The sequence below is a fragment of the Halorussus halophilus genome (genome assembly GCF_008831545.1).
Taxonomy (GTDB): domain Archaea; phylum Halobacteriota; class Halobacteria; order Halobacteriales; family Haladaptataceae; genus Halorussus; species Halorussus halophilus.
In genome coordinates, this window is sequence record NZ_CP044523.1 from 1,715,123 (window position 1) to 1,737,445 (window position 22,323).

Sequence of the window (22,323 nt, forward strand, 5' to 3'; positions counted from 1 at the left end):
GTTGGTAGCGGAAGATGTCGAGAAAAAGTAGCTACACGTCCAGCGAGTCGCCGAGACCGCCGTCGATGAGTTGGATGAGGACCGCCGCGATACCGGTCTGCGAGGACCAGATAGCGGTCTCCTCGTCCAAGTCCGCGGAGTCGCGGTCCCCGCGGACGCTCAGGAGGACTGTTTCGCCGTCCACGACGAGGACGCGACCAATCGGGTCGTCGCCGGGCGGTTTGTCCTCCGGCAGAGAGAAGACGACCACGTCGGACTCCTCGAACTGCGTTTCGATTGCGGGGTCGTCGGCGATGAGGACGACGCGAACGCCCGCTTCGGAGAGTTCGCGCAGTTGGTCGGCCATCTGGGCGGCGAGGTTCTCCCGCTCGCCGACGCCGAACAGGACGCGCTCTTCGGCCTCAGCCAGCAGTTGCTCGACGCGGCCGTCGATGCTCGTGTCGCCGTGGACCGTCCAGATGTCTTCTTGCTTCTCGTCGCCGTCGCCACGCTGTTTGCGGGCCGTTTCGAGATAGTCGAACGCCTTCTCTTGAGTGCGTTCGAACTCGCCGCGCAGATGCGACTGGGCGGCCTCCAGGCTGACCGGTCGGTACTGCATCGGCTTGGACTGCTGGACCTCCACGAGGCCGCGGTCCTGTAGTGACTCGGCGGCACCGTACACCTGCGAGCGCGGTACGTCGGTCACGCGATGCACGTCACGCGCGGTTCCGGTGCCGAGCTTCTGCAGGGCGGTGAACACCTTCGCTTCGTAGTTCGACAACCCCAGCGTTTCGAGGGCGTCGATGGCGTCGTTCTCTTCCATCAGTCCTCGTTCACCCCGCTGGCCGTGGTCGGCGGTTTCGTCGCCGAAATCTCGTCGGGGTCCGGCCCGAGGTAGCGCGTCCAGATGACCAGCAGACTCGGGAGTACGAGGACGCTGGCGAGGAACGCGTAGATGATGGTCAGGCCGGTGATGATACCGAACTGCTGGAGCGCGGGCAGGATGGCGAACGAGAGGACACCGAACCCGCCGACGGTCGTCGCCGCGCTCCCGAGGAGCGCGCCGCCGGTGCCGGTGACGGCCTTCTCCATGGCGTCCCAGATGGAGCCTTGCCGGTCCAGTTCGTCGTTGTAGCGCTCGCTCAGGTGGATGCTGTACGCGACGCCCAGTCCGACGGTGAGGCTCGTAATCATCCCCGTTAGGACGTTGAACGGCATGCCGAGCAGATACATCGTCCCGAGAATCCACGAGACGCTGAACCCGACCGGCATGAGCGTGATTGCTCCCAGCGTGGCGCTCCCGTGCGTGAATCGGTAGACGATCATCAGGAACGCGAAGGTGACGCCCAGCGTGATGAGCAGGCTCTGAATCACCGTGTCGAGCAACTGCTTCTGGACGATTTCGAAGACGATTGGTTGGCCCGTCGCGGTGGCTTCGAGACCCGACCCAAAGGTTCCAGCGATTTCGCGCATCTGCTCGGTCACCTTCGAGGAACTCGCGCCGCCCTTCACCGAGACGACCATGCGAGCGGCCTCGTAGTCGCCGCTCTCGGTGCGGTGGAGGACGCTTCCTGCCTGCTCGGGAGCGACCTCGAACAACTTGTCGTACACCTGCTCGACGTTCTTGTCGGGCAGACCGTCACCGTCGGTATCGGCAGCAGCGAGTGTCTGGTTGAACGACTCGTTCTGCGCGGCGACCTGCTCCACCGTGGAGATGGGACTCTGAATTCGCGGTTCGCCGTTCGAGAGGACGACTGCCACGTCCGTCTCGGCCGCGCTATCTTTCGCCGCCTCCATCTGCTGTATCGCCTGTGGCGTCGCCACGTCGCCCTCTATCAGAATCTGGGCTTGCGAGTCCTGTCGCAGGAAATTATCGTTGACGTAGTTCAGGTTCGCCTTCGCGTTGTACTCGCCCGGTTGCATCGGGCCAGGGAGACTCTCGGTCCACGCGGGCGGGTCTTCCGCGAGGAAGTCCTCTTGGGAGAAACTCGTATCCACCTTCGTCGCACCGTACCCACCTGCGGCGGTGACGACGAGCGTGAGCGCGACGACGACCCACGGAGCCTTCCGGGCGGCAGTCGCGCCGACCGAGAGGACCGAACCGAGCACGCCGCCGCCGGTACCGAACGCGCGCTTCTTGCGGTCGAAGCCCTTCGATTCGAGGAAGCCGTCGATTTCGACCTTCAGCGCGGGAATCAGCGCGCCGAAGACGAGCAGTGCCGACAGGATGCCGACCGAACTCACGATACCGAAGTCCTGAATCGGCGGCAGGGGACTGACGAGGTTCGACATGAAGCCGATGACCGTCGTCGCAGTCACCCAGACGAGCGCGACGCCGACGCTGGCGAGCGCGACTCGCATCGAACCGCGAACGTCAGAATCGGGGTGTGCTTCGCGCTCTTCGCGGTGACGCATGAAGACGTGAATCGCGTAGTCGATGGACAACCCGATGAGCAACACTGGCACTGCGATGAATATCTGGTTGAACGTGACGCCCGCCCAACCCATGAAGCCGAACGTCCAGACGAGGACGGCACCGATGCCGAAGACGCCCAGAACGATGTCGAGCAGGTCGCGGTACGCCACGAGGAGCGTCAGCACGACGAAGATGAGCGCGAGCGGCCCGACGATGGCGATGCTGTCTGCCATCGACTGGTTGGTCTCCTCGCTGATGATGCCGGACCCGAACACCAGCGCGTCGCTGTCCATCTCTTGCTTGGCGAGGTCCTGCATCGCCAGTTGGGAATCGACGATGCGGTCGTTGGCTTGTCCAGTCTGCATCGTCTGGCTCTGCTGGCTCTGGAAGACGACGAGCATCGTCGCTTCCGCTTCCGTCGAACCGGGTTCGTAGGAGGTCGGCATGAACGCGAACGCCTGATTCGACCCACCGTCTCCGCCCTCACCGAGGACGGTCGTGATGGTCTCGTCGATTTCGGACTCGTTCATCGACTGTATCTGGTCGATTTGAGCCTGCAAGGACGGCTGAGAGCCGTTCTGCAACGCGGTGCGCATCTCTTCGAGTTCCTTGCCCTGCTCTTGCAGTTGGGCGTACTCGTCGCGCAGAACGCCCGGCAGTCCGCGCGAGTACACTTGCTCGAAGCCCTGACTGACCTGTCCGGCGCGCTCTCGGTAGGTCGATTGGTTGATTTCGCCCGCCGCGTAGGAGGCGTTGAGTCTGTCGAGTTGCCCCTGCAGCGTGCGGGTCTGGCTAACGAGCGGTTCGAAGCGCGCGTCTTGTTCGCTCGTCAGGAGTTGGTCCGCGGACGAACGAACCTGCTGGAGTTGACTCTCCAACTCGTCGGCGCGCTGGCGGTACGTCGAGTTGTTGACGTTACCCTGCGCGCGCGACCGATTGAGTTGGTCGTACTCCCGCTGAATCTCGCGGGTCTGGTTGAGCAACGACGAGAGGTTCTTCGTCGTTGCGTTCAGACGGGCTTGCTTCTGCTTGAGTGCGCCCGCCTGCTGCTGTAGTTCTGCGGCCTGTTCCTGCTTGATGGCCGTAATTGCGACGATGTTCGAGACGCCAGTCGTCGGTGTCCCGTTCGCCAACGTCGGGCCTATCGTCTCGTTCTTCCGGAACGACTGCTGGAGTCGCAACGTCTCGACGAGCGTCCCCTTCGAGAGGACGTTGTCACCGCGGACGATGACCTGTACTGTCGTGCGATTCTCCTGACCAGACGAGAAGTTCGCGTTGATGTAGTCGAGTTTCTCGGCGGCCGTACTGTCGCTCTGGAACTGGTCGAGCGACGAGGACTGCTCGACCATCGGTGCGCCCGCCCCCACCAGTACGGTGAGTACCAGCAAGACGGCGATGGTCACGCGACTGTGCTTCGTGACGGCGGCGAAGAGGTCGTCTCCGTTCACGGAACGACCCTCCCCGCGACTGTTTGTAGGAACATACTATCAGTGCTGTTGTTAGAAGGTTACTAACAGCACGTGATAAATATCGGGGTTCCCGAATCGATTTGGTAACGATGACCACTATCTGGCGAGACCCGACGCTCCTCGCGGGTGAGGACCGCCGTCCAAGAAAAGAATTCGAATCCGTCTGTTACCGCGCTACTCTTGCAGTGCCGCGAGTGGGTTCAGCACGCCCGAGCCGTAGTACGCCCTGTCGAACTCCTCGGGCACGTCCGCCGTGTTCCGAAGCACGCTTCGAACGTTGTTCGCGCTGTACTCGGGGTTCTGGCTCTTGAGGAGCGCGGCGGCACCTGCAACTTGCGGCGCAGCCATCGAAGTTCCAGCGAGCCACGCGTAGCCGTACGTCGCTCCTTGGTAGTTGCCGTCGCTATCGAAGACGGGTTCCGCGATGGTGTTGAACACCAAGTCGTAGTACCAACCGGTCGGGAACTCGGGGTCGTAGTTGCCGCCGGGCGCGGCCACGTCGATGGCGCTTGTCCCGTAGTTGGTGTACTTCGCGGGCGTGTACGTCGGACTCTCCAGTCCGGCGTCGCCCCAGTTGAAGCCAATCGGGCCAGTCGCGCTGACAGACATGACGTTGGCCGCCTCGTTCGGGAGGCTGATGAGATTGGCGTCGTGCTGGAGGTCCGCGGCGTCGTTGCCCGCGGCGATGACCAGCACAGTTCCTTGGTTGTGAACGTAGCTCGTCGTCCGGTTCAGTACCTTGCCGTAGAACTGTCCGTTGGACTCACGCAGGACGGGGTACGCGCCGAGGCTGAGGTTCGCGGCGTCACAGCCGATGTTCGCGCTGTACACCATCGCGGCGAGTATGTCGGCGAACGACGCCAGCGAACTCGGGGAGAACACGCGGCAGTCCACGATTTCCGTCTCGGGAGCGGTGCCGACGACGCCTTCCTCGTTGTCGTCGTTGGCCGCGACGATGCCTGCGACGTGGGTGCCGTGGTAGCCGCCGTAGGGGCCGCCAGCACCGTAGCCGTCGCCGGTGAAGTCCTGCGAGAGGTCGGTGTTGACTGCGTGTGCGAGGTCCGGATGGCCCGCCGCGACGCCAGTGTCGATGACGGCGACGCGGGTGCCTTCACCTTGCGTAATTTCGTGGGCGTCCGGGACGTTCTGGGACTGCTTGTCCCACTGAATCGGGTAGTACGGCTCGTCTGTCGCAGACGCTTCTTCGGCCGTGATAGGTGCCGAAGTGTCCGGGAGGTCGAGCGAGTAGACGGTGTCAGGTGCGTACTTCGCACCGAGCGACTCGACGTCGGACTCGGCACCGCTCACGACGAGCAGGTCTACTTCGCTCAGGTCGTGAACGACTTCGAGGCCCGCCGCCGTTGCGTCGCTCTTCGATGTCTTCTTGCTATCCACGATGAACCGCTCTGTCGAGGTCGCTACTGCGACCGAGGAGCCGACTGCGATGCCACCCATTGCTGCGCCACTAACTTTGAGGAACGACCGCCTGGTATGACGAACCATGGTATCTTCCAACGTTCATCATAATATAATATCTTTGGTATTCGGTTGCATTACCCGCAAACGAAAGAAATAGACATCGGGGGTGCCTGCATAAGAAAGTAGTTTCTGCACGTGCAGTTGGAAACTTCGACACTTCCCGACCGATATCAGAACCTATCGCAGAACTTCGTGTCACTCGCTCCGTTCGCGCGCTCGAACACCGAGTGGCCGCTCGCTCTACGGATAGTCCGGAAGTTCGAGTGAGGGTATGCAACCGTTGAGAAAATCAGCTACTAACCGATGTCAGAATAGACTCGACGCTCACCCAGTGACCTTCGTAGCGGTCAGTTCAGAGAGTTTGCCCTCGATGGTGTACTCGGGTGTCTCGACGTTGACGACCGAGTTCGGACCGACGTCGTAGAACTTGAGGTGGAGTTCGTAACTTCCGTCGTCCTCGATGTCGGTCGATTCCATCTGTTCAGTCTCAAGGTGTCGTGCCCACGCGTTCTGACTGGCGTAGGAGGGGTCGGTCTCGCCGCGAATGACCCAGTTTTTCGGCATGTTGCTCACGTCGTTTCCAGCCATCGGGTAGCCACGCTGGTGCCACGGCCCGAACCCTTCGTCGATGACGTAGACGTTCTCGTAGCCTTCGTTGATAAGTTGCGAAGCGCGGATGGACGAGAGGTGGTGCGGACAGCCACAGTAGCAGACGATCAGGTCCTCTTTCGGCCAGTCTTTCACCGGGTCGTTCGACCCCCGCATGTTCTTCGGTGCTGGACTGAGAACCGCACCGAGGATGTGTGCCGCCTTGTACGACCGCTCTCCGCGTGCGTCGGCAAATCGTGCCTCGCCCCGCTGGTGCCAGTAGTACGCAACGTCGATAGGAGCCAACGGCACTTGGACGCCGTTCTCTTCGACGGTGTCGAACGAGGCGGTGTCGATTGACCGCTCGGTCGGCGTCTGGTCGGATTTCGGTGGATAGCCGTCGCCGTCACCGCTACTGCCGCCGCCGCCGAGGCAACCGGCAATCGCGGAGAGCGAAACCGCACCGGTCGCTAAAAACGTTCGTCGATTCATCTCTGGGTACCCTTAGCAATCGCGCGGCTATTAATTTTATTATGGTGTATTTCGCAGACATCCGGTGGAAAACTATCGTCAGGAGAGCGGAAACAATCCTGTCGTCTCACTCCTGCTGGACGGCAACGTCACAGAGACCGCTCAGTTGCGCGTACGTTTCGTCGGTGACGGCGTCGCGGACCAGACAGTACGCCCCGCGTGCTTTCTTCCCGCGAACGGTCGAGATAACCGAGTCGAGCAACCGGTAGACGCTCTTCTCTGCGGCGTACATCAACAGGACGTTGACGTTGTCGAAGACGACCCACCCCTCTTTCGTGACGTACTGCAACGCCTCCGAGAGGCGGATGCTGATGCCGGTCAGGTCGCTCGGGTCCACTGGGTCGGTCGTCCACAACGGCCCGTCGTACTCGCTCGGCGACCCCGTGACTGGGATGACCCCGACCGTCGCGGGGTTGCCGCCGCGACGGACGACGAGTTGCTCGACTTTCTTCGGCGACGTCGTCGCAGAGACGACGAGTAGGTTGTCGAACGCCTCGGCGGGCAACGCCGACAGCGGCGACTGCATCGACGGCACTGAGACGAGCGCCTGTTCGCCGGGCGAGAGCGCGAGCGAGCTGACGGAGTCAGTCGTCTCGCGCACTGTCGAACCCTCCTGTCGCCTCGGAGTTCGTCTCTTCAATCTTCTCTGGACTCGGTCGCGTCTCGAACGTCTCGTCGCCGAACCTGACGAACGGCCGCGCGAACTGCCAGATGCCCGCGGCGGTGACGACTGCCGCGAGCAAGTCGAGTGCGGACGAGAGGACGTTCATGTGGAAGATAGCCCAGACGACGTAGGAGACGGTAACGGTCAGGAAACTCGCCGCTAGCAGTAGTAGCCCACGAGTGTACGCGACGTTGCGAGCGTACGCGACCACCGGGTAGACGAGCAACAGGCTCGCGACGACCATCGCCGTCGTCTCGGCGAGGAAGAAGAACGACGCGAGGTCGGTCATAGCTTCCTCCGTTCGGTGAGCAGGACGAGGACGTGCGCGGCCGACACGAGCGTGCCCGCAGTCGCTACTGTCGAAGTGACGATGTAGTACGCGGGCGACGGTTCAACGTCGAGTACCCACGGTGCGTTGAGTGCGATGTACGCGAGCAACACGACCGGAATCGGTCGGAGTACCGACGCGAACGGCGCGCCGCGGAAGCCACGAACGGCGACGACGGACAGCGGAAACGTCGCCGAGAGAACGAGGACAGTCGCCAACGACAGCATCTGTTCGAGACCCATTCGTCCGCGGCGTTGTCACGCGGGTAGTATATAACCCCGCGGTATCTGTAGTGCGCCCTGCAGGTCACTGCTCCCACTCGTCTGCGAGCGCGCCGTAGAACACCACGTCCACGTACTCGCCGTTGGTGAACGCTGCCTCGCGGTGGAGGCCCTCCTGCTCGAAGCCGAGTTTCTCCCAGATGCACTTGGAACCCTCGTTGAAGGCGTACGCGCGGGCCATCACGCGGTGCATCCGCAGTTCGTCGAAGGCGTACGTCGTCAGCAGACGCGACGCCTCGGTTCCGTAGCCGTTGCCGTGGAACTCGGGCGCGATGGAGATGCCGATTTCGGCACTGCCGTGCCGGTCGTCCAGCGTCAGGCTAATCATGCCGACTGCTTCGTCGTCGGCACAGATGAGCAGGTGAACGTCGTCGTCGCCGGAGATACGCTCCTCGAAGTACTCCTGTTCCTGCTTGCCGTTGATGGGCATCGACATCGACAATCCTGCGCGCACGTCGGGGTCGTTGACGTAGTCTTGGACGAACTCGATGTCCTCTTGTTCGACCGTCTGAAGCGTCACGTCCGCACCGCGGAGAAAGACTGCACCGGGCATGGCAAGATGTACTCAGGACACGGTGATAAAGGAGACGGAAGTGTGAGAATTAGTAACAATGTCCGTCGAGACGCAGTAGTCGATTTACGTCTCGCCTCCCAATTCACAGCCATGCGCGTCGCAGTCCTGCAAGACCCCGGGCAACTCGCCGTCGAGGAGTGGCCACGACCCGACCCAGGCCCCGACGAAGTGCTGGTCAACATCCGCGAAGTCGGCATCTGTGGCTCTGACGTTCACTACTACGAACACGGCCGCATCGGCGACTACGTGGTCGAAAGTCCGCTCGTGTTGGGCCACGAGAGCGCAGGTGAAGTGGTCGAAGTCGGTGCAAACGTCGAAGGTTTCGAGGTGGGTGGCAGAGTCGCACTCGAACCGGGCGTCCCCTGCCGCCGATGCGACCACTGCAAGCGCGGCGAGTACAACCTCTGTCCCGACGTGACGTTCATGGCCACGCCGCCGGACGACGGCGCGTTCGCCGAGTTCGTCGCGTGGCCCGCCGACTACGCGTATCGACTCCCGAATTCAGTGTCACTGCGTGAGGGCGCGCTCTGCGAACCGCTGAGCGTCGGCATCCACGTCGCCCGGCGCGCGGAGGTTGGCGTCGGCGACTCCGTCCTCGTGACAGGGGCCGGACCAATCGGCCTGCTCGTCGCGGAGGCAGTTCGGGCGGCGGGTGCGACGGACGTACTCGTCTCGGACGTGGTCGAATCGAAACTCGCACTCGCCGCGGAGCGCGGTGCCGACACCACCATCGACCCGCGAGAAACCGACCTCGAAGACGCCGTCGCGGCGTACACCGACGGCGAGGGCGTCGATGTCGTCGTGGAAGCTTCCGGTGCAGAGTCGGCCATCGCTGGCTCTCTCGACGCTGTTCGGCGCGGCGGCACCGTTGTCTTCGTCGGGCTCGCCGATGAAGCGACCGTCCCACTGGACGTACTCGAAATCGTGGACAACGAACTGGACGTGCTGGGGTCGTTTCGGTATCGGAACACCTACCCCGCGGCCATCGAACTGCTCGCGGACGGCGCGGTGGACGTGGAAGGCATCGTAGACTTCGAAGGGGGCTTGGACGACATCGGGTCGGCGTTCGAGCGAGCACGCGAGCGCGAGACGGTGAAAGGGATGATTACCGTCGAGAACTAACCGAAGAGGTCACGCTTCTTCGTCGTCCGTTTCTTCGCCGTCCGTTTCTTCGCCGTCTCCCAGTATCCCTGCAACGTCCGCGTGGTCGTGGAGCAACTCGCCCATCAGTTCGACTGTCTCGGCGTCTCGCGTGCGCCCGCTCCGAACCACGTCCTCGGCACGCTCGATGGTCGTGAGCGTGTCAGACTGCACGAGCAAGATAGGAACGCCCTTCTGTTCGGCCTCGCCGACGATGGCACCCGGCGGGCGGAACCCGCCGGTCAGAATTAGACACTTCACGCCGGGCGCTTCCAGCGCGACCCGCTGAAGGTCCGGCCGGTCGCCCCCGGTAATCAGCGCGGCGTCCTTCGTCCGGCGGAGGTGGCGTAGCGCGGAATCTCCAGACATGGCACCGACGAGGAACCGTTCGACGAAGGCACTCCCGTCTGCGTCGGTCAGAATTTCCGCGGATAGTTCCGTCGCGAGGTCGGCCACCGTCACGCCCGCGAGGGTCTGCTGACGCGGTACGACGCCCAAGACTGGGATGTGCTTGCCTTCGAGGAACGGCACGACTTCGGTGTCGAGTTGGTCGAAACTCGCGTCCGGGACGGCGTTGAATAGCACCCCGAGCAGTCGGTCGCCGACGTCTTCGACGGCCGCGAGGACCTCGTCTACGTCGCGCGGTCGCTCGTAGTTCGAGAGCAACAGCACCTCCGCGTCGAGCAGTTCGGCTACGTCGGGGTCGGTCAGGCCAACGATGCCGCCCGTGGTGAGGTCGCCGCCGCCCTCGATTATCATGAGGTCCTTGTCCTCGGCGAGCGAGTCGAAGCTCTCTCGAACTTGCTCGCGGAGTTCGGTGGAATCTTCCTTGCCGCGCAGTGCCTGCTCGACGAACGTCGGGGAGTAGACGACTGGCTCCAAGTCGTGCATCTCGGCGTCCAAGTCGAGCAGTTCGCGGGCCAGCATCGGGTCTTCGTCCAGCGTCTTGCCGACGTTGCTCTGTAGTCGCGTGCCCTTCGGTTTCATGTAACCGACCGACAGTCCCCGTTCGGCGGCCAGTTTGGCCAGCGCGAGCGCGACGGCGGTCTTGCCTGTACTTTCTTCGGTTGCGGTGACGAGTATCGTGTTCATAGCTCGGTAATCGTTCACAGTTTGTCTGTATCGACGGTCAGTCTCACGTCCACGGCTTGCACGCCGTCCGGCCCAGCGACCAGCGGGTTCACGTCCAGTTCGAGTATCGCAGGGAAGTCGGTCACGAGTTGCGAGAGTCGCTGGATGGCCTCGGTGACGGCCGCCCTGTCTGCTGGTTCCCTCCCTCGCGCCCCCCGAAGGAGCGGCGCGGCGCGGATGCCGTCTACCATCTCGGTCGCTTCGCGCTCGCTCACGGGCGCGACTCGGGTCGTCGTGTCTTCCAGAATCTCCACGAAGATGCCCCCGAGCCCGAACAACAACAGCGGTCCGAACTGCGGGTCGCGGTTCACGCCCAGAATCGTTTCCGTCCCGGAGTCGAGGTCCACCATCTCCTGCACCTGTACCCCGAGAATCGTCGCGTCCGGCTGGTAGTTGCGCGCTCGGGTCACCAAGTCTTCGTAGGCGTCGTACACGTCCTCGTTCGGAACGCCGACTTTGACGCCGCCGATGTCGGACTTGTGGAGGATGTCCGGGCTGACGATTTTCATGACGACTTCGCCTTCGATGTCCTGTGAGACCGAGACAGCGTCCTCGGGAGTCTCGGCGATTGCGCCCTCGGGTGTCGGAATGCCGTACGCGTCCAGCAGGTCCATCGCTTCGACGCCGAGTCGGTTCTCACCGCGTGCTTCTGCACTTTCCAGTACTTCGCGAGCGCGCTCCTCGTCCACGTCGAACTGCTGAGGTGCTTCGTACTCCCGCTCCTGAATCTCTCGATACGTCGCCAGCGCCTCCAGACTCCGAACCGCGCGGGCTGGGTCGAAGTAGTTCGGAACGCCGCCCGTCCCGAGGACTTCCTTCGCCGATTCCGTTCGCTCGCCACCCATCAGAGTGGCGGCAACGGGTTTGCCGTGTTCGGCCTGCAACTCGACGATTACCTCTGCGAGGTCGCCGTAGTCGATGACCGCCGTCGGTGCTGATAGAACGACGGCACAGCCGACGTTCTCGTCGGCGAGTGCGATGTCGAGTGCCTCTTCGAATCGCTCTATATCGGCGTCCCCGATGGCGTCGATAGGGTTGTAGATGTTCGCCTCCTCCGGCATCGACTCGGAGAGCGCTTCGAGCGTCTCGTCGGTGAAGGAGGCCAGCGACAGCGACGAATCGCCGACCGCGTCGGTGGTCATCACACCCGGCCCGCCAGCGTTCGTCACGATAGCCACCTGCTCTGACTCCGGGAGTGGCTGGCCAGAGAGAATCTGGGCGAAGTCGAACAGTTCTTGGACGTTCTCGACACGGAGGACGCCTGCTTGTTCCAACCCGGCCTCGTAGGCCTCCTCGCTTCCGGCGAGTGTGCCGGTGTGCGAAGAGACGGCCTGCGCTCCGGCGTCGGTTCGTCCCGACTTGACCATCACGACGGGCGTCTCGGCGGTCGCCTCGCGTGCCGACTCGATGAACGCACCGCCGTCCTCGATGCCCTCCAGATAGGCTAGAATGACGTCCGTTTCGGGGTCGTCGCCCCACGCTTCCACGAAGTCCGACTCGTCCAAGACGGCTTTGTTGCCGAGCGACACAACGTCCTTGAAGCCGAGACCTTCATCGTTGGCCCAGTCGAGGACGGCCGTGATGAACGCGCCCGACTGGCTCATGAACGAGATAGAGCCTTCGAGCGCGTTCTCGGGGCCGAACGTCGCGTTCAGTCCCGTCGGCGTACTCAGCACGCCCAAGCTGTTCGGGCCGACCAAATTCAGGTCGTACTCCTCGGCGATTTCGGTCAGTTCGCGCTCCCGACTCGCGCCTTCGCTTCCGGTCTCGCCGAATCCGGCCGTGATGACGACCACGTTTCGGATTCCGGCCTCGCCGCACTGTCGGACCGCCTCGACGGCGATGCTCGGCGGGACGACCACGACGGCCATCTGCACCTCGCCCGGAATCGACGCGACGTCGGGGTAACACGCTGCCCCCAGCACTTCGTCGTAGTTCGGGTTCACCGGGACCGTCTCGCCCGCGAAGTCCGCTTGCAGATTTGCGGTGATAGCGCGGCCGATGGACCCCTCTGACGCGGTGGCACCCACGACGGCCACGCGCTCGGGGTCGAACAGTCCCGTCAAACCCCCGGTGTTTTCGTCCACACCGAGTCGTTGGACAGAAACGCGCTTAAAAGTAGTCACCAGTCTCGGATACCGGGAACACCCGGCGACCTTCGAAGTCGTTATCCCCTCCCCCGACGACCGACGAGTATGCTCGACCCACGCTTTACACAGCGAGACGGCCTCACGGTCGTCGGACTCCACTATCGCGGCACGAACGAGGACGACGAGATTTCGAACCTCTGGGAGCAGACCGACGCTCACGCGGACGAATTCGCGGACCTCGCGCGCTCCGAGGAGTGGTTCGGTCTCTGTTTCGACTTCGACCACGAGTCCGGAGCGTTCAGCTACGTCGCCGGGGTCGAAACCGAGTCGGAAGCAATCGCTCCCAGCGAGATGGAGCGCGTGGACGTTCCCGGCGGCGAGTACGCCGTGTTTACGACGACGCTCGACACCGTAGGCGAGACGACGGACGAAATCTACCGCGAGTGGCTCCCGAGTTCCGGGTACGAGCGCGCAGATGGCCCAGAAGTAGAGCGATACGGCGAGTCGTTCGACCCCGAAGATGCGAACTCGGAGTTCGAAATCTTCGTGCCCGTCGAGGAGTCGAACGACTGACTACACTACTCCTGCGCCGATTTCTGCGCGGTCTCGTGTGCCGACCGGACTGCTTGCTCTAACTCTGCTCTCGCCGACGCGTACGTGAGATGTGACTCACAGTCGCAGTCCGAACAGCCGACGCCTTCGATTTCGCCGGTATCGATTGCTCTGCTCACGGCACACTCCACATCCTCTCCTATCGACTTCACGACCTCCGCGATTCGAGTCGCTTCGTGGCCGAGCAGGTAATCGACGTGCCAGTGGCGCGCGTCGTTGTCACCTTGCGCCACGTCGCGGTGGCGCTCGACGCGCGAGAGTCCGCCTGGGCCGAACGCGCTTCCTGTGTAGGCGTACCAGCCTGCCGAGAGTGCGCGCTCTCCGAGCGCGCCGAACTCGATTGCCGCGTCTCTATCGAGTTCCACAAGCAGGGTGTAGGTGCCCGTCTCGGCCATCTGCTCGACCTACTCCGCTACGTCCGCGACTTCGCCGCCAGACAGTTCGACTAGCTCGTCCGGGTCGATGGGGAAGACGGCCTCCGGCGTCCCGGCCGCCGCCCAGACCGTATCGAACTCCGTGAGCGTCTCGTCTACGTACACCGGCACCGCCGAATCGTGGCAGAACGGCGGCACGCCGCCGATGGACCATCCGACTGTCTCCTTGATTTCTGCGGCGTCGGCCATCTCCACGTCGCCTGCGGGAACGTCGCGTAGCTCCGCCAACTTCGCTTCACTCACGCGGTTCGCGCCGCTCGTGACGACCACGACTATTTCGTCGCCCGCGCGCAGTGCGATGCTGCTGGCGATTTGCGCGACGTCACACCCGACTGCCTCGGCCGCGTCGGCGGCCGTCTTCGTCCCCTCTGGAAACTCCTTCACTCGGGGGTCGAAGTCGTACTCCTCGCGCGCCCGCTCGACGAACTCCCGCGCTCGCTGGTGCATGGCAAGCAGTTGGGCCGCCATCGCTCAAGAATGTACGGGTCGGGGTCCTTATTCGCCGGAGGACGCCTCACCTTTCTCGGCGATTCGACCCTCGTACTTTTCGAGGGCAGTGTCGAGCGCCTCGCTCGCGTCGTAGCCTTGCGAGTCGGCGAGTGCGAGTAGACAAAAGAGAGCGTCGCCCAGTTCGTCTTCTTCGATGGTCGCGTCGTCCGGGTTTGTACCGTAGTCGCTCGATTCGTTGACGTTCTTGGCGAGTTCACCGAGTTCGGAAAGGAGGTCGAGCAGTCGGAACTCGGCGGTCGTCTCCATGTCGTGTGCCGCGACGAAGTCGGCGACTCGCCGCTGGTCGGCGTTCGAACGCCGTTCGTCGTCCAATTCTCGTTGTTCGTCCATACTCCAGACTGTGCGGGAGTGACTGTTCAAAATTTCGACTGCTCGCCCTGGTGGAGTCGTCGTACGTCACGACCGGTCGCGCGCCGCGAACTCAGAGAGCCACGCCAGCAGACGACCGACGCCCTGCGGGTCAGGCACGCGGTAGTCGGCGGCGCTCTCGCGCTCCCTGCCGACGACGAACGACACGCCGCGGTCGATACTCTCGCCCCGGTCGATGGCTTCGAACGCCGCTTCGTCCGTCGTGTCGTCGCCGGCGTAGACGACCAGCGGATCCTCGGCGAGCGAGTCGGCCAGCCACTCGACGGCCCGGCCCTTGTCCCACTCGACGGTCGGTCGAACCTCTAAAATCTGCTTGCCGTCGGTGACTTCCAACGCCTCGACGCCTTCGACGCGGCTCTGCACGGTTCGCTCTATCTCGGCGACTCGCTCCTCGGCCGCGAGTCGGTAGTGGACCGTCGCCGTCACGCCTTTTCGCTCGACGAGCGCGCCGTCGATGGCTTCGAACTCGACGGCGAGGTCGTCTGCGACCGACTGGACTGTCGGCCGATGGCGGTCTGCCTCGGGATGAATCGTCGTCTCGTCCTCGTCCGCTTGCAGTTCCAAGCCGTGATTTCCAGCGTAGGCGAGACCGCCGACCGCCACGCGCTCCTGAACGTCGTCTAAGGCCCGGCCGCTGACGACTGCGGTACGGACGCCATCGGTGTCGTGCAGTTCCCGAACTGCCGCAGCGTTCTCGGGCAGGATTTCGGCGTCTTCGGGCCGTTCGACGATAGGGGCGAGCGTGCCGTCGAAGTCCAGACAGACGAGCAGTTCGTCGGTTTCGGATAGTTCGTCCGCGAGCGCGTCTAGCTCGTCGGTGGCGCGCGGTCGAAGACTCGCTAGGTCTGGGTCGGTCTCGGTCTCGATGTCAGTCTCGGCCTCCGCACCGGTCTCCGTATCGCTGTTCGCGCCCACCACTACTACCACTCGCTCTCGGCTCGGTCGCGTTTCTCGCGCCGTTCGCGTACTGTCTCGACAGTTCCGAGAAAGTCGTCCATCCACGCCGAGAGGTCGTAGACGGTCACGAGTTGTCGCTGGCGGCGCATTCGCTCGCGGCGTTTCGGTCCCGGCGTCGTCACCGCTTCGTGGATGGTGCTGGCGAACTCCTCCGGGTCGTAGGGGTTGATGCTGTAGGCGTACTCGCCCAAGTCCTCGTGTGCGCCCGCGAGGTCCGAGAGCAAGAGCGCGCCCTCAGACTCTAGTTGGGCCGAGACGAACTCTTTGGCGACGAGATTCATCCCGTCCCGAACGGGGCTGACGAGCGCGGCGTCGGAGTGGCGGAACAGCCCGTACAGTTCGGCTTCCGAGAGATACTCTGTGAGCGAGACGACCGGTTGCCAGTCGTCGGTCGCGAACCGGTCGTTGACCCGCGAGATGGCCGCCGACACGTCCGACTGCAGTTGCTGATACGCCGGTATCCGACTCCGACTCTCCGCGCCCTTCTGGACGTAGACGAAGTGCTCCCGATATTCGGGGTAGTTCTCCAGCAAGTACTCTATCGCCCGCAGTCGCTCTGGGATGCCCTTGGTGTAGTCGAGTCTATCGACGCCGACCGCGACGGTCGTGTCGCTGTCGATGTTCTGCTCGTCGCAGAACTTGCTCCAGTACTTCGCGGCTTCGGGACTCGCCGCGAGGCTCTCGATGCGACTCACGTCCACGCCCATCGGGAACGACTCCACGACGGTCGTTCTGCCCTCGTGGTGGACGCGGCCGCACTCCCAGTCGATGGTCGCGTCCAGAACCGACGCTTCGACGCACTGCAAGAAGTTCTGGCAGTAGCGGTCCACGTGGAACCCCAAGAGGTCGTTCGCGAGCAGTCCTTCGAGCAACGCGCCACTCTTCGGGCACGCTCGGAACGTGTCCCACGCGGGCCACGGGATGTGCCAGAACTGCGCCAGCGTCGTCTCCGTCGGGACCGAGTCCCGAACCATCTCGGGAGCGAGCGCGAAGTGATAGTCCTGAAACCAAATCGTCGAGTCAACCGCAGCCTGCTCGACCGTGGCGTCGGCGAACTTCCGATTGACGCGCTCGTACTGGTGCCAGTAGCGGGGTTCGTAGCTCATGTTTCCCATGGCTCCGTGGCAGAGCGGCCACAGCACGCGGTTGGCGAACCCGTAGTAGTAATCTTCGACCTCCTCTTCGTCGAGCCAGACGCGCTGGAGCGTGTAGGCGGGGTCCCCTGGCGGCACTTCGACCGCGCCGTCGGCGTCGGCGACGAGGCGGTCTGCGTCGCCGTCGCCCCACGCGACCCACGTTCCGCTCGCTCGCTGCATGACCGGGTCGAGTCCGGCTGTCAGTCCGCCTGCGGGTCGAGAGACCGCGACGTCACCGTTCTCGTAGCCGTGACTGTACGGTTGGCGATTCGAGACGACGACGAGCCCGTCGGTTCGAGTTGCATCAGACTCTCGGTCGTCTGCTTTCGATTTCGTTCCCATTACTACGAACTCAGCCTCCTCCCAGCAGTTGCTCCTGCCACGCCCCGTCTCGCTAGCGGTCGCTGTCGAACCGCGGCGATTGAACCAAAACCCATCTGTCTTTTTACAGTGTCAAGCCAGCGTCTTTCGTGTTGTGTTTTAATACTACACCGTATTTTAAGTAAGTGAGAAGTAGGTTAGGTTTTCACTCCAGGTCGCGGAACCGCCGCACCTCCTCACGGGTCGGGAGTGCGGTCATCGCACCCGCCGCAGTCGTCGTCACTGCTGCCACCGCGTTGGCGAACCCGAGAACCGACGAGAGTGTGTGGTCGTCGCTAATCTCGCTACCGCCGAGTTCGTCGTCTGCGAGTGCGGCCAGCGCGCCTGCAGTGAAGGCGTCACCGGCACCGGTCGTGTCTGTCGGTTCGACCGTGTACCCGCCGTGTGAGGCCGCATCTGCGCCCCACGGCGCTCGGTCGGTCGAGTAGGCGAACGACCCCGAGTCCCCGAGCGTCAACAGGACGGTGTGTGGCCCGGCGTCACAGACCGCTTGCGCGAGCGCCTCGGGATTCACTCCATCTTCCTCGCTTACTCCGTCGAATCCCGCGGCGTCGAGGTCTTCCGGCGTCGCCTTCACCACGTCGGCGTAGTCCAGCATCTCGCCGACTGCTTCGGCGAATTCCTCGTCGCTTGACCAGAGTTCGGGCCGCGCGTTCGGGTCGAAGACGACGGTGCAGTCGCGGTCTGTGGCGCGTTCTGCGAGGTCCAACGTGGCCGTTCGGCCCGGTTCCTCGGCGAGCATGACGCCACCGACGTAGACCCACGACACGCCGTCGAGTACGTCGTCGGGTACTGCACCGGGTTCGACGCGCGTGTCGGCGGTACCGTCGCGGTAGAAGGTGAACGCCCTATCCGCGTTCTCGTCGTGACTGACGAACGCGAGGGTGGTCTTCGCTTCCGGGTCGCGTTCGACGAATCGGTCGGAAAGCCCGTGGCCCTCCAGCGTGCGAACCAAAAAGTCGCCGAACGGGTCCGCGCCGACGCGCGTCCAGAACCACGGTAGTACGTCGAGGTGGGCCAACCCGACGGCGACGTTCGCCGGGGCACCGCCCGCGCGTTTCGAGAAGTTCTGTACGTCGGCGAGCGACCCGGTGCTGTCGGGGAGGAAATCGACCAGCGTCTCACCGGCGACGAGTACGTCGGGCGAGTAGTCCCCGTTCGAGGAAGCGTCTTCGTTCGACATGTGTCGGTCTCTGTCTCTCGTGTCGTCACCAATCGTGTTAGGGTTTTTCGGATGGTCTGGCGTTCGTTCGGGCCGAACTTTCTTGCGGGCGTCCGTCGAAGACGGGTCGGGGGAGACGATGGGGAACCAACAAGTTACGGGGGAGAAGCTAACCCGGCGGACGTTTCTGACCACCGCCGCGGCGGGTAGTCTCGCCACAGTGGGGAGCCAAACCGGGAGCGCACAGGCAGAGACGTTCCAGTTCGGCGGCGAGGTACAGGCGTGGCAGGGTCGCGCACCGGAGTCAATTTCGGGCCAATCGAATCCGACCATGCAACTGACCGCCGGACAGGAGTACCAAGTCGTCTGGGAGAACTTAGACGGGCAACCGCACAACTTCGCGCTCCAAGATGCGGAGGGGAACAACATCGTGAGCAGCAACATCATCTCCGAGCAGGGCGCGACCCAGACGGTGACGTTCACCGCCAGCGAGGCGATGGAACAGTACATCTGTGAAGTCCATCCGACGACCATGGTCGGCGACGTCGAAGTCACGGGCGGTGAGTCGGGAGGCCCCACTGGCCTCCAAATTCCGACCGGGGCGTATGCGATTGCCGTCGCTCTCGGTTTGGCGTTTCTCTCGCCGCTCGTGTTCGCATTCTTCCTGTTCTCACGAGGAGGACGCGAACGGGAGGCCGAACAAGTCGTTCGGTGAAGCGACCAGACGCGCCAGAGTATAGCCGGCCCTCAATTTCCGTTTCAGGGGTCGAACGGCCAGAATTCGAAGACGATCCGATTCCCAAGCCGCCTTCAAAATGATATAGCTGAATTCAGTTTATATGGTCCGTTTGCGCCAGTGTGCGCCAGCGGAACGTGCGGGATGATAGCGCATCGAATCCCGGACGAAGACGAAAAATGGCCGCAAACCTGACTGCCCGCGACGCCGACTACCACATCGTCAGCGAGTCGTGTGCGAGGAAGTGGTCGATTTCGTGGGCGTAGTTCTCGATTTCGAGCAGTTGTTGGCGCAGGAGTTCGCCTGTCGCGTGGTCGCCCAAACTTTCCGCCAGTTCGATGTGACTGGAAACGGTCTCGATGATGTCGCCGTAGGCGGTGAGGTCGTTCTCCAGCGAACTGCGAACGTCGTACACGTCGTCGCCCTCGAACGGGACCGGACTGTGGCGTTCGATGGCCGCCGGACCGCTGACCGGGACGCCGCCGAGCGCCTGAATCCGCTCGGCGAGTTCGTCGGCGTTCTCCTCGGCGTCCTCGGCAGCCGTCCCGAGAAACAGATGCAACTCGCGATACTGCGGTCCCGCGACGTTCCAGTGATGTTTCTTCAGTTGGTGGTAGAGGACGTAGGTCGCCGCGAGGTCCGCGTTCAGTGCTTCGACCACCTGTTCGGCCTTCTCGGCGTCTAGACGAACGGGATTCGATTCGAGCGTGCCCGCCTGTTGCAGTACCTGCCGCTGTTGACTCATGCGTATTCTCCCCCGGGCACAGTAACGATTGCCGGTCGCTTAAACGTAGGGCAGGTGGCTATCGCTGAGGGTGCTATCGCTGTTCGTCGTAAATCGGGATGAATTCGCGGGTCTCGGACACCACTGCGGGGTCGAGTGCAGCGACGAGGTCTTTTTCTCCGCGGTTGAGTCCGGCCTTGACACTCCCGTCCGGGCGAACCACCCGCGAACGCCCGGCGTACTGCGTCGGGTCGCCGACGGTGCTCTCGCCCGTGCGTCCCGCGCCGACGACCCAGCGAACGCCGTCGAGTGCGCGGGCGCGCAAGAGCAGTTTCCAGTTCTGACTGTGAGCGGCGAACCACGCGCCTACCACGAACAGTGCGTCGATTTCCGGGCGGGCGAAGGCCGCGCTCTCCCCGACGAAATTCAGGTCGTAGCAGGTGAGCAAGCCAGTCGTGCCGACCGGCGTCTCGACGGTGACTCGTTCGTCGCCGGGGTCGAGGACTTCTCGTTCTCCCGCCCAGAGGTGTCGTTTTCGGTAGACGGTCGTGGCAGTGTCGGGGGTGTCGTCAGAACCAGTAGAATCGATGTACGCGGTAGCGTTGTAGTAGGCATCGCCGCCGTCCTCGACGAATCCGACGACGAGCGCGCAGTCGTGGTCGGTGGCGAGGGTTCGAAGCCTGTCGAGTTCCGGACCGTCTCGGGAGAGCGCGGCGTCCTCGGCGCGCTCGTCGGAGACGAACCCCGTCAGCGCGTACTCGGGAAACAACGCAACGTCGGTTTCGGGGGGAAGACCGGCCACGCGCGACTCCACGGCCGCCAGATTCCGCTCCGGTTCGAGGTCCGCGACGGTCATCTGGCAGGCCGCGACCGTCGGATTCGCTGGCATGTCTGAGTGCAGTTCGGGTCGGGGCAAAAAGGCGTCTATCGTTCGATGGGAGATGTCCATGGGTCGATTGAAGGGGTCCATCGGTCGGTGGACAGCGTCTGTCAGTCGATGGCCAAAAACGACTACTCGCCGGTGGATGATACCTATCTCCCAGTGAGCGATTACGCTTTCGCGCGGGAGCGCCAGCGACTCCGGTCCTCCTTGTAGCGACTCCGGACCCCGTTGTCAGCGAGTAGAGCGTTAATCCGATTTTGAGTAAATATTTTACCCGCGGAGTTCTAAGGGTGACCTATGTCACAACAACCACTCCATCGGCGCGAGCGCCTCTACATCGACGGCGAGTGGCGCGACGCCGACGACGCCCTCGAAGTCACCGACCTCGCGGACGGCGGGACGTTCGCGCAGGTCGCGGCGGCCAGCCCCGAACAGGCAGACGGCGCGCTCGCGGCGGCCCAACGCGCACAGGCCGAGATGCGCGAGACCACCATCCCCCAGCGCGCGGAGTGGATGGACCAGATTGCAGACGGCCTTCTAGAGCACAAGGAAGAACTCGCGGAGGTCATCGTCCGCGAAGCAGGCAAGCCAATCTCGTCCGCGCGCGGGGAAGTCGAGAGCGCGGCCGAACGGTTCCGCCGCGCGAAAGAAGAGATTCGCTCGATGAAGGGCGAGTTCCGCGAGGGCACCACCGACGGCCACGAGGGCTGGAACGCCATCGTCAAGCACGAGCCAATCGGCACCGTGCTGGCGATTACGCCGTACAACTACCCCCTCGCGACGACCGCTCTCGAAGTCGCACCTGCGCTGGCGGCGGGCAACTGCGTCGTCCAGAAACCCGCGAGCGACACTCCCGTGAGTGCCGCGATTCTCGCCGACGTGATTTCCGAGATTGGGCTTCCCGACGGCGCGTACAACTTCGTCTCGGGCCGCGGGAGCGCCATCGGCGACGTTCTCGCTGGCGACGACCGCATCAACATGGTTGCGATGACCGGGTCGTCGGCCGCTGGCAAGCACGTCGCCAAGGAGAGCGGCATGGTCGAACTCCACATGGAACTCGGCGGCAACGCGCCCGCCGTCGTCTTCCCGGACGCGGACTTGGACGAGGTCGCAGGCGCGTGCGCGAAAGGTTCGTTCAAGTACGCCGGACAGCGTTGCTCGGCAGTGAGTCGCGTGCTGGCACACGAGTCGGTCCACGACGAGGTAGTCGAGAAGATAGAGGCGGAGATGGATAGCTGGCAACCCGGCGACCTCTTCGACGAGGACACCGCGCTCGGGCCGCTCATCAACGAAGGACAGGCCGAGTGGGTCGAGGAACTGGTCGAGGACGCCGTCGAGAAAGGTGCGGAGGTCGTCCGCGGTGGCGAGCGCGACGGCACCACGTTCGAACCCACCCTCTTGGCGAACGTCCCCCACGACGCTCGCATCGTCCACGAAGAGCAGTTCGGCCCGGTCGCAGTCGTCACGACGTTCGAAGACCGCGAGGAAGCGATCGAAATCTCGAACCACGGCGAACTGGCTCTCGACGCCGCCGTCTTCACCAAGGACTACGACCGCGCGATGGAGCTAGCCGACAAATTGGACGCAGGTGCAGTTCGCATCAACGGCGCGCCGAGCCACGGACTCGGCGACGTGCCCTTCGGCGGGAACAAGGCCTCCGGCATCGGTCGCCAAGGGCTTCACGACACCATCGAAGAGATGGTCCGCGAGAAGAGTATCATCCTCTAATCCTGCGTTCGTCACGACGAA

General features: G+C 63.5%; 22 protein-coding genes. 4 read left to right on the forward strand and 18 right to left on the reverse strand.

The features are described from left to right. Nucleotides 1-31: 31 nt before the first annotated feature. The 8 genes from F7R90_RS08465 to F7R90_RS08500 all read right to left on the reverse strand — a co-directional run bounded on the left by F7R90_RS08465 (nucleotide 32) and on the right by F7R90_RS08500 (nucleotide 8,288). A complete protein-coding gene (locus tag F7R90_RS08465) occupies nucleotides 32-802 on the reverse strand; it encodes a TrmB family transcriptional regulator (RefSeq protein WP_158056888.1) in 771 nt (256 codons plus the stop codon). Next, entirely contained in the window at nucleotides 802-3,843 is a 3,042-nt protein-coding gene (locus F7R90_RS08470) for an MMPL family transporter (RefSeq protein ID WP_225741298.1), read from the reverse strand. The genes F7R90_RS08465 and F7R90_RS08470 overlap by 1 nt, the downstream gene beginning before the upstream one ends. Before the next feature lie 195 nt (nucleotides 3,844-4,038). Beyond that, nucleotides 4,039-5,367, reverse strand: coding sequence for a S8 family serine peptidase (locus F7R90_RS08475; RefSeq protein WP_158056890.1), 1,329 nt, complete (start codon nucleotides 5,365-5,367; stop codon nucleotides 4,039-4,041). A 300-nt stretch (nucleotides 5,368-5,667) separates the two neighbouring features. Then, a complete protein-coding gene (locus F7R90_RS08480; protein WP_158056892.1) occupies nucleotides 5,668-6,423 on the reverse strand; it encodes a rhodanese-like domain-containing protein in 756 nt (251 codons plus the stop codon). 106 nt (nucleotides 6,424-6,529) lie between these two features. After that, complete coding sequence (locus tag F7R90_RS08485; RefSeq protein WP_158056893.1) at nucleotides 6,530-7,063, reverse strand: DUF7504 family protein; 534 nt, start codon at nucleotides 7,061-7,063, stop codon at nucleotides 6,530-6,532. Further along, nucleotides 7,047-7,415, reverse strand: coding sequence for a hypothetical protein (locus F7R90_RS08490; RefSeq protein ID WP_158056895.1), 369 nt, complete (start codon nucleotides 7,413-7,415; stop codon nucleotides 7,047-7,049). The genes F7R90_RS08485 and F7R90_RS08490 overlap by 17 nt, the downstream gene beginning before the upstream one ends. Further along, the gene (locus F7R90_RS08495) at nucleotides 7,412-7,696 is read right to left on the reverse strand and encodes a hypothetical protein (RefSeq protein ID WP_158056896.1); all 285 of its coding nucleotides are present in this window, start codon (nucleotides 7,694-7,696) and stop codon (nucleotides 7,412-7,414) included. The genes F7R90_RS08490 and F7R90_RS08495 overlap by 4 nt, the downstream gene beginning before the upstream one ends. Nucleotides 7,697-7,760: 64 nt before the next feature. Continuing rightward, nucleotides 7,761-8,288: a GNAT family N-acetyltransferase gene (locus F7R90_RS08500; protein WP_158056898.1), complete on the reverse strand. Its 528-nt coding sequence runs from the start codon at nucleotides 8,286-8,288 to the stop codon at nucleotides 7,761-7,763. A 111-nt stretch (nucleotides 8,289-8,399) separates the two neighbouring features. Here F7R90_RS08500 and F7R90_RS08505 point away from each other — a divergent pair, with 111 nt between their 5' ends. Next, nucleotides 8,400-9,431 carry an NAD(P)-dependent alcohol dehydrogenase gene (locus F7R90_RS08505; protein ID WP_158056900.1) on the forward strand — a complete coding sequence of 344 codons (1,032 nt, stop codon included), beginning with the start codon at nucleotides 8,400-8,402 and terminating at the stop codon, nucleotides 9,429-9,431. A gap of 9 nt (nucleotides 9,432-9,440) precedes the next feature. On the opposite strand, the gene F7R90_RS08510 is transcribed toward F7R90_RS08505, so the two are convergent. Further along, nucleotides 9,441-10,541: a phosphotransacetylase family protein gene (locus F7R90_RS08510; RefSeq protein ID WP_158056902.1), complete on the reverse strand. Its 1,101-nt coding sequence runs from the start codon at nucleotides 10,539-10,541 to the stop codon at nucleotides 9,441-9,443. A gap of 14 nt (nucleotides 10,542-10,555) precedes the next feature. Beyond that, on the reverse strand, nucleotides 10,556-12,667 hold the full coding sequence (locus F7R90_RS08515) for an acetate--CoA ligase family protein (protein WP_158056904.1): 2,112 nt from the start codon (nucleotides 12,665-12,667) through the stop codon (nucleotides 10,556-10,558). A gap of 108 nt (nucleotides 12,668-12,775) precedes the next feature. Between F7R90_RS08515 and F7R90_RS08520 the strand changes: the two genes are divergently transcribed. Beyond that, on the forward strand, nucleotides 12,776-13,243 hold the full coding sequence (locus tag F7R90_RS08520; protein ID WP_158056906.1) for a GyrI-like domain-containing protein: 468 nt from the start codon (nucleotides 12,776-12,778) through the stop codon (nucleotides 13,241-13,243). A gap of 5 nt (nucleotides 13,244-13,248) precedes the next feature. Here F7R90_RS08520 and F7R90_RS08525 read toward each other — a convergent pair whose 3' ends face one another. The 6 genes from F7R90_RS08525 to F7R90_RS08550 form a co-directional block, all read right to left on the reverse strand. Then, nucleotides 13,249-13,677: a GIY-YIG nuclease family protein gene (locus F7R90_RS08525; protein ID WP_158056908.1), complete on the reverse strand. Its 429-nt coding sequence runs from the start codon at nucleotides 13,675-13,677 to the stop codon at nucleotides 13,249-13,251. Between the two features lie 9 nt (nucleotides 13,678-13,686). Further along, complete coding sequence (locus tag F7R90_RS08530) at nucleotides 13,687-14,163, reverse strand: YbaK/EbsC family protein (protein ID WP_158056910.1); 477 nt, start codon at nucleotides 14,161-14,163, stop codon at nucleotides 13,687-13,689. Nucleotides 14,164-14,211: 48 nt separating this feature from the next. Further along, the gene (locus F7R90_RS08535; protein ID WP_158056912.1) at nucleotides 14,212-14,556 is read right to left on the reverse strand and encodes a MazG nucleotide pyrophosphohydrolase domain-containing protein; all 345 of its coding nucleotides are present in this window, start codon (nucleotides 14,554-14,556) and stop codon (nucleotides 14,212-14,214) included. A 66-nt stretch (nucleotides 14,557-14,622) separates the two neighbouring features. Continuing rightward, on the reverse strand, nucleotides 14,623-15,513 hold the full coding sequence (otsB, locus tag F7R90_RS08540; RefSeq protein WP_192498444.1) for a trehalose-phosphatase: 891 nt from the start codon (nucleotides 15,511-15,513) through the stop codon (nucleotides 14,623-14,625). A gap of 2 nt (nucleotides 15,514-15,515) precedes the next feature. After that, nucleotides 15,516-17,030, reverse strand: coding sequence for an alpha,alpha-trehalose-phosphate synthase (UDP-forming) (locus F7R90_RS08545; protein WP_158056916.1), 1,515 nt, complete (start codon nucleotides 17,028-17,030; stop codon nucleotides 15,516-15,518). A 184-nt stretch (nucleotides 17,031-17,214) separates the two neighbouring features. Continuing rightward, on the reverse strand, nucleotides 17,215-18,252 hold the full coding sequence (locus F7R90_RS08550) for a carbohydrate kinase family protein (RefSeq protein ID WP_158056918.1): 1,038 nt from the start codon (nucleotides 18,250-18,252) through the stop codon (nucleotides 17,215-17,217). A 118-nt stretch (nucleotides 18,253-18,370) separates the two neighbouring features. Here F7R90_RS08550 and F7R90_RS08555 point away from each other — a divergent pair, with 118 nt between their 5' ends. Continuing rightward, nucleotides 18,371-18,946, forward strand: coding sequence for a cupredoxin domain-containing protein (locus tag F7R90_RS08555; protein ID WP_158056920.1), 576 nt, complete (start codon nucleotides 18,371-18,373; stop codon nucleotides 18,944-18,946). 232 nt (nucleotides 18,947-19,178) lie between these two features. Here the strand turns inward: F7R90_RS08555 and dpsA are convergent, their stop codons facing one another. Further along, entirely contained in the window at nucleotides 19,179-19,712 is a 534-nt protein-coding gene (dpsA, locus tag F7R90_RS08560) for a DNA starvation/stationary phase protection protein DpsA (protein ID WP_158056922.1), read from the reverse strand. Nucleotides 19,713-19,785: 73 nt separating this feature from the next. After that, nucleotides 19,786-20,580, reverse strand: a complete 795-nt coding sequence (locus F7R90_RS08565) for a carbon-nitrogen hydrolase family protein (RefSeq protein ID WP_158056924.1) — start codon at nucleotides 20,578-20,580, stop codon at nucleotides 19,786-19,788. A 291-nt stretch (nucleotides 20,581-20,871) separates the two neighbouring features. Here F7R90_RS08565 and F7R90_RS08570 point away from each other — a divergent pair, with 291 nt between their 5' ends. Then, the gene (locus tag F7R90_RS08570) at nucleotides 20,872-22,302 is read left to right on the forward strand and encodes an aldehyde dehydrogenase family protein (RefSeq protein WP_158056926.1); all 1,431 of its coding nucleotides are present in this window, start codon (nucleotides 20,872-20,874) and stop codon (nucleotides 22,300-22,302) included. The last annotated feature ends 21 nt before the right edge of the window (nucleotides 22,303-22,323 follow it).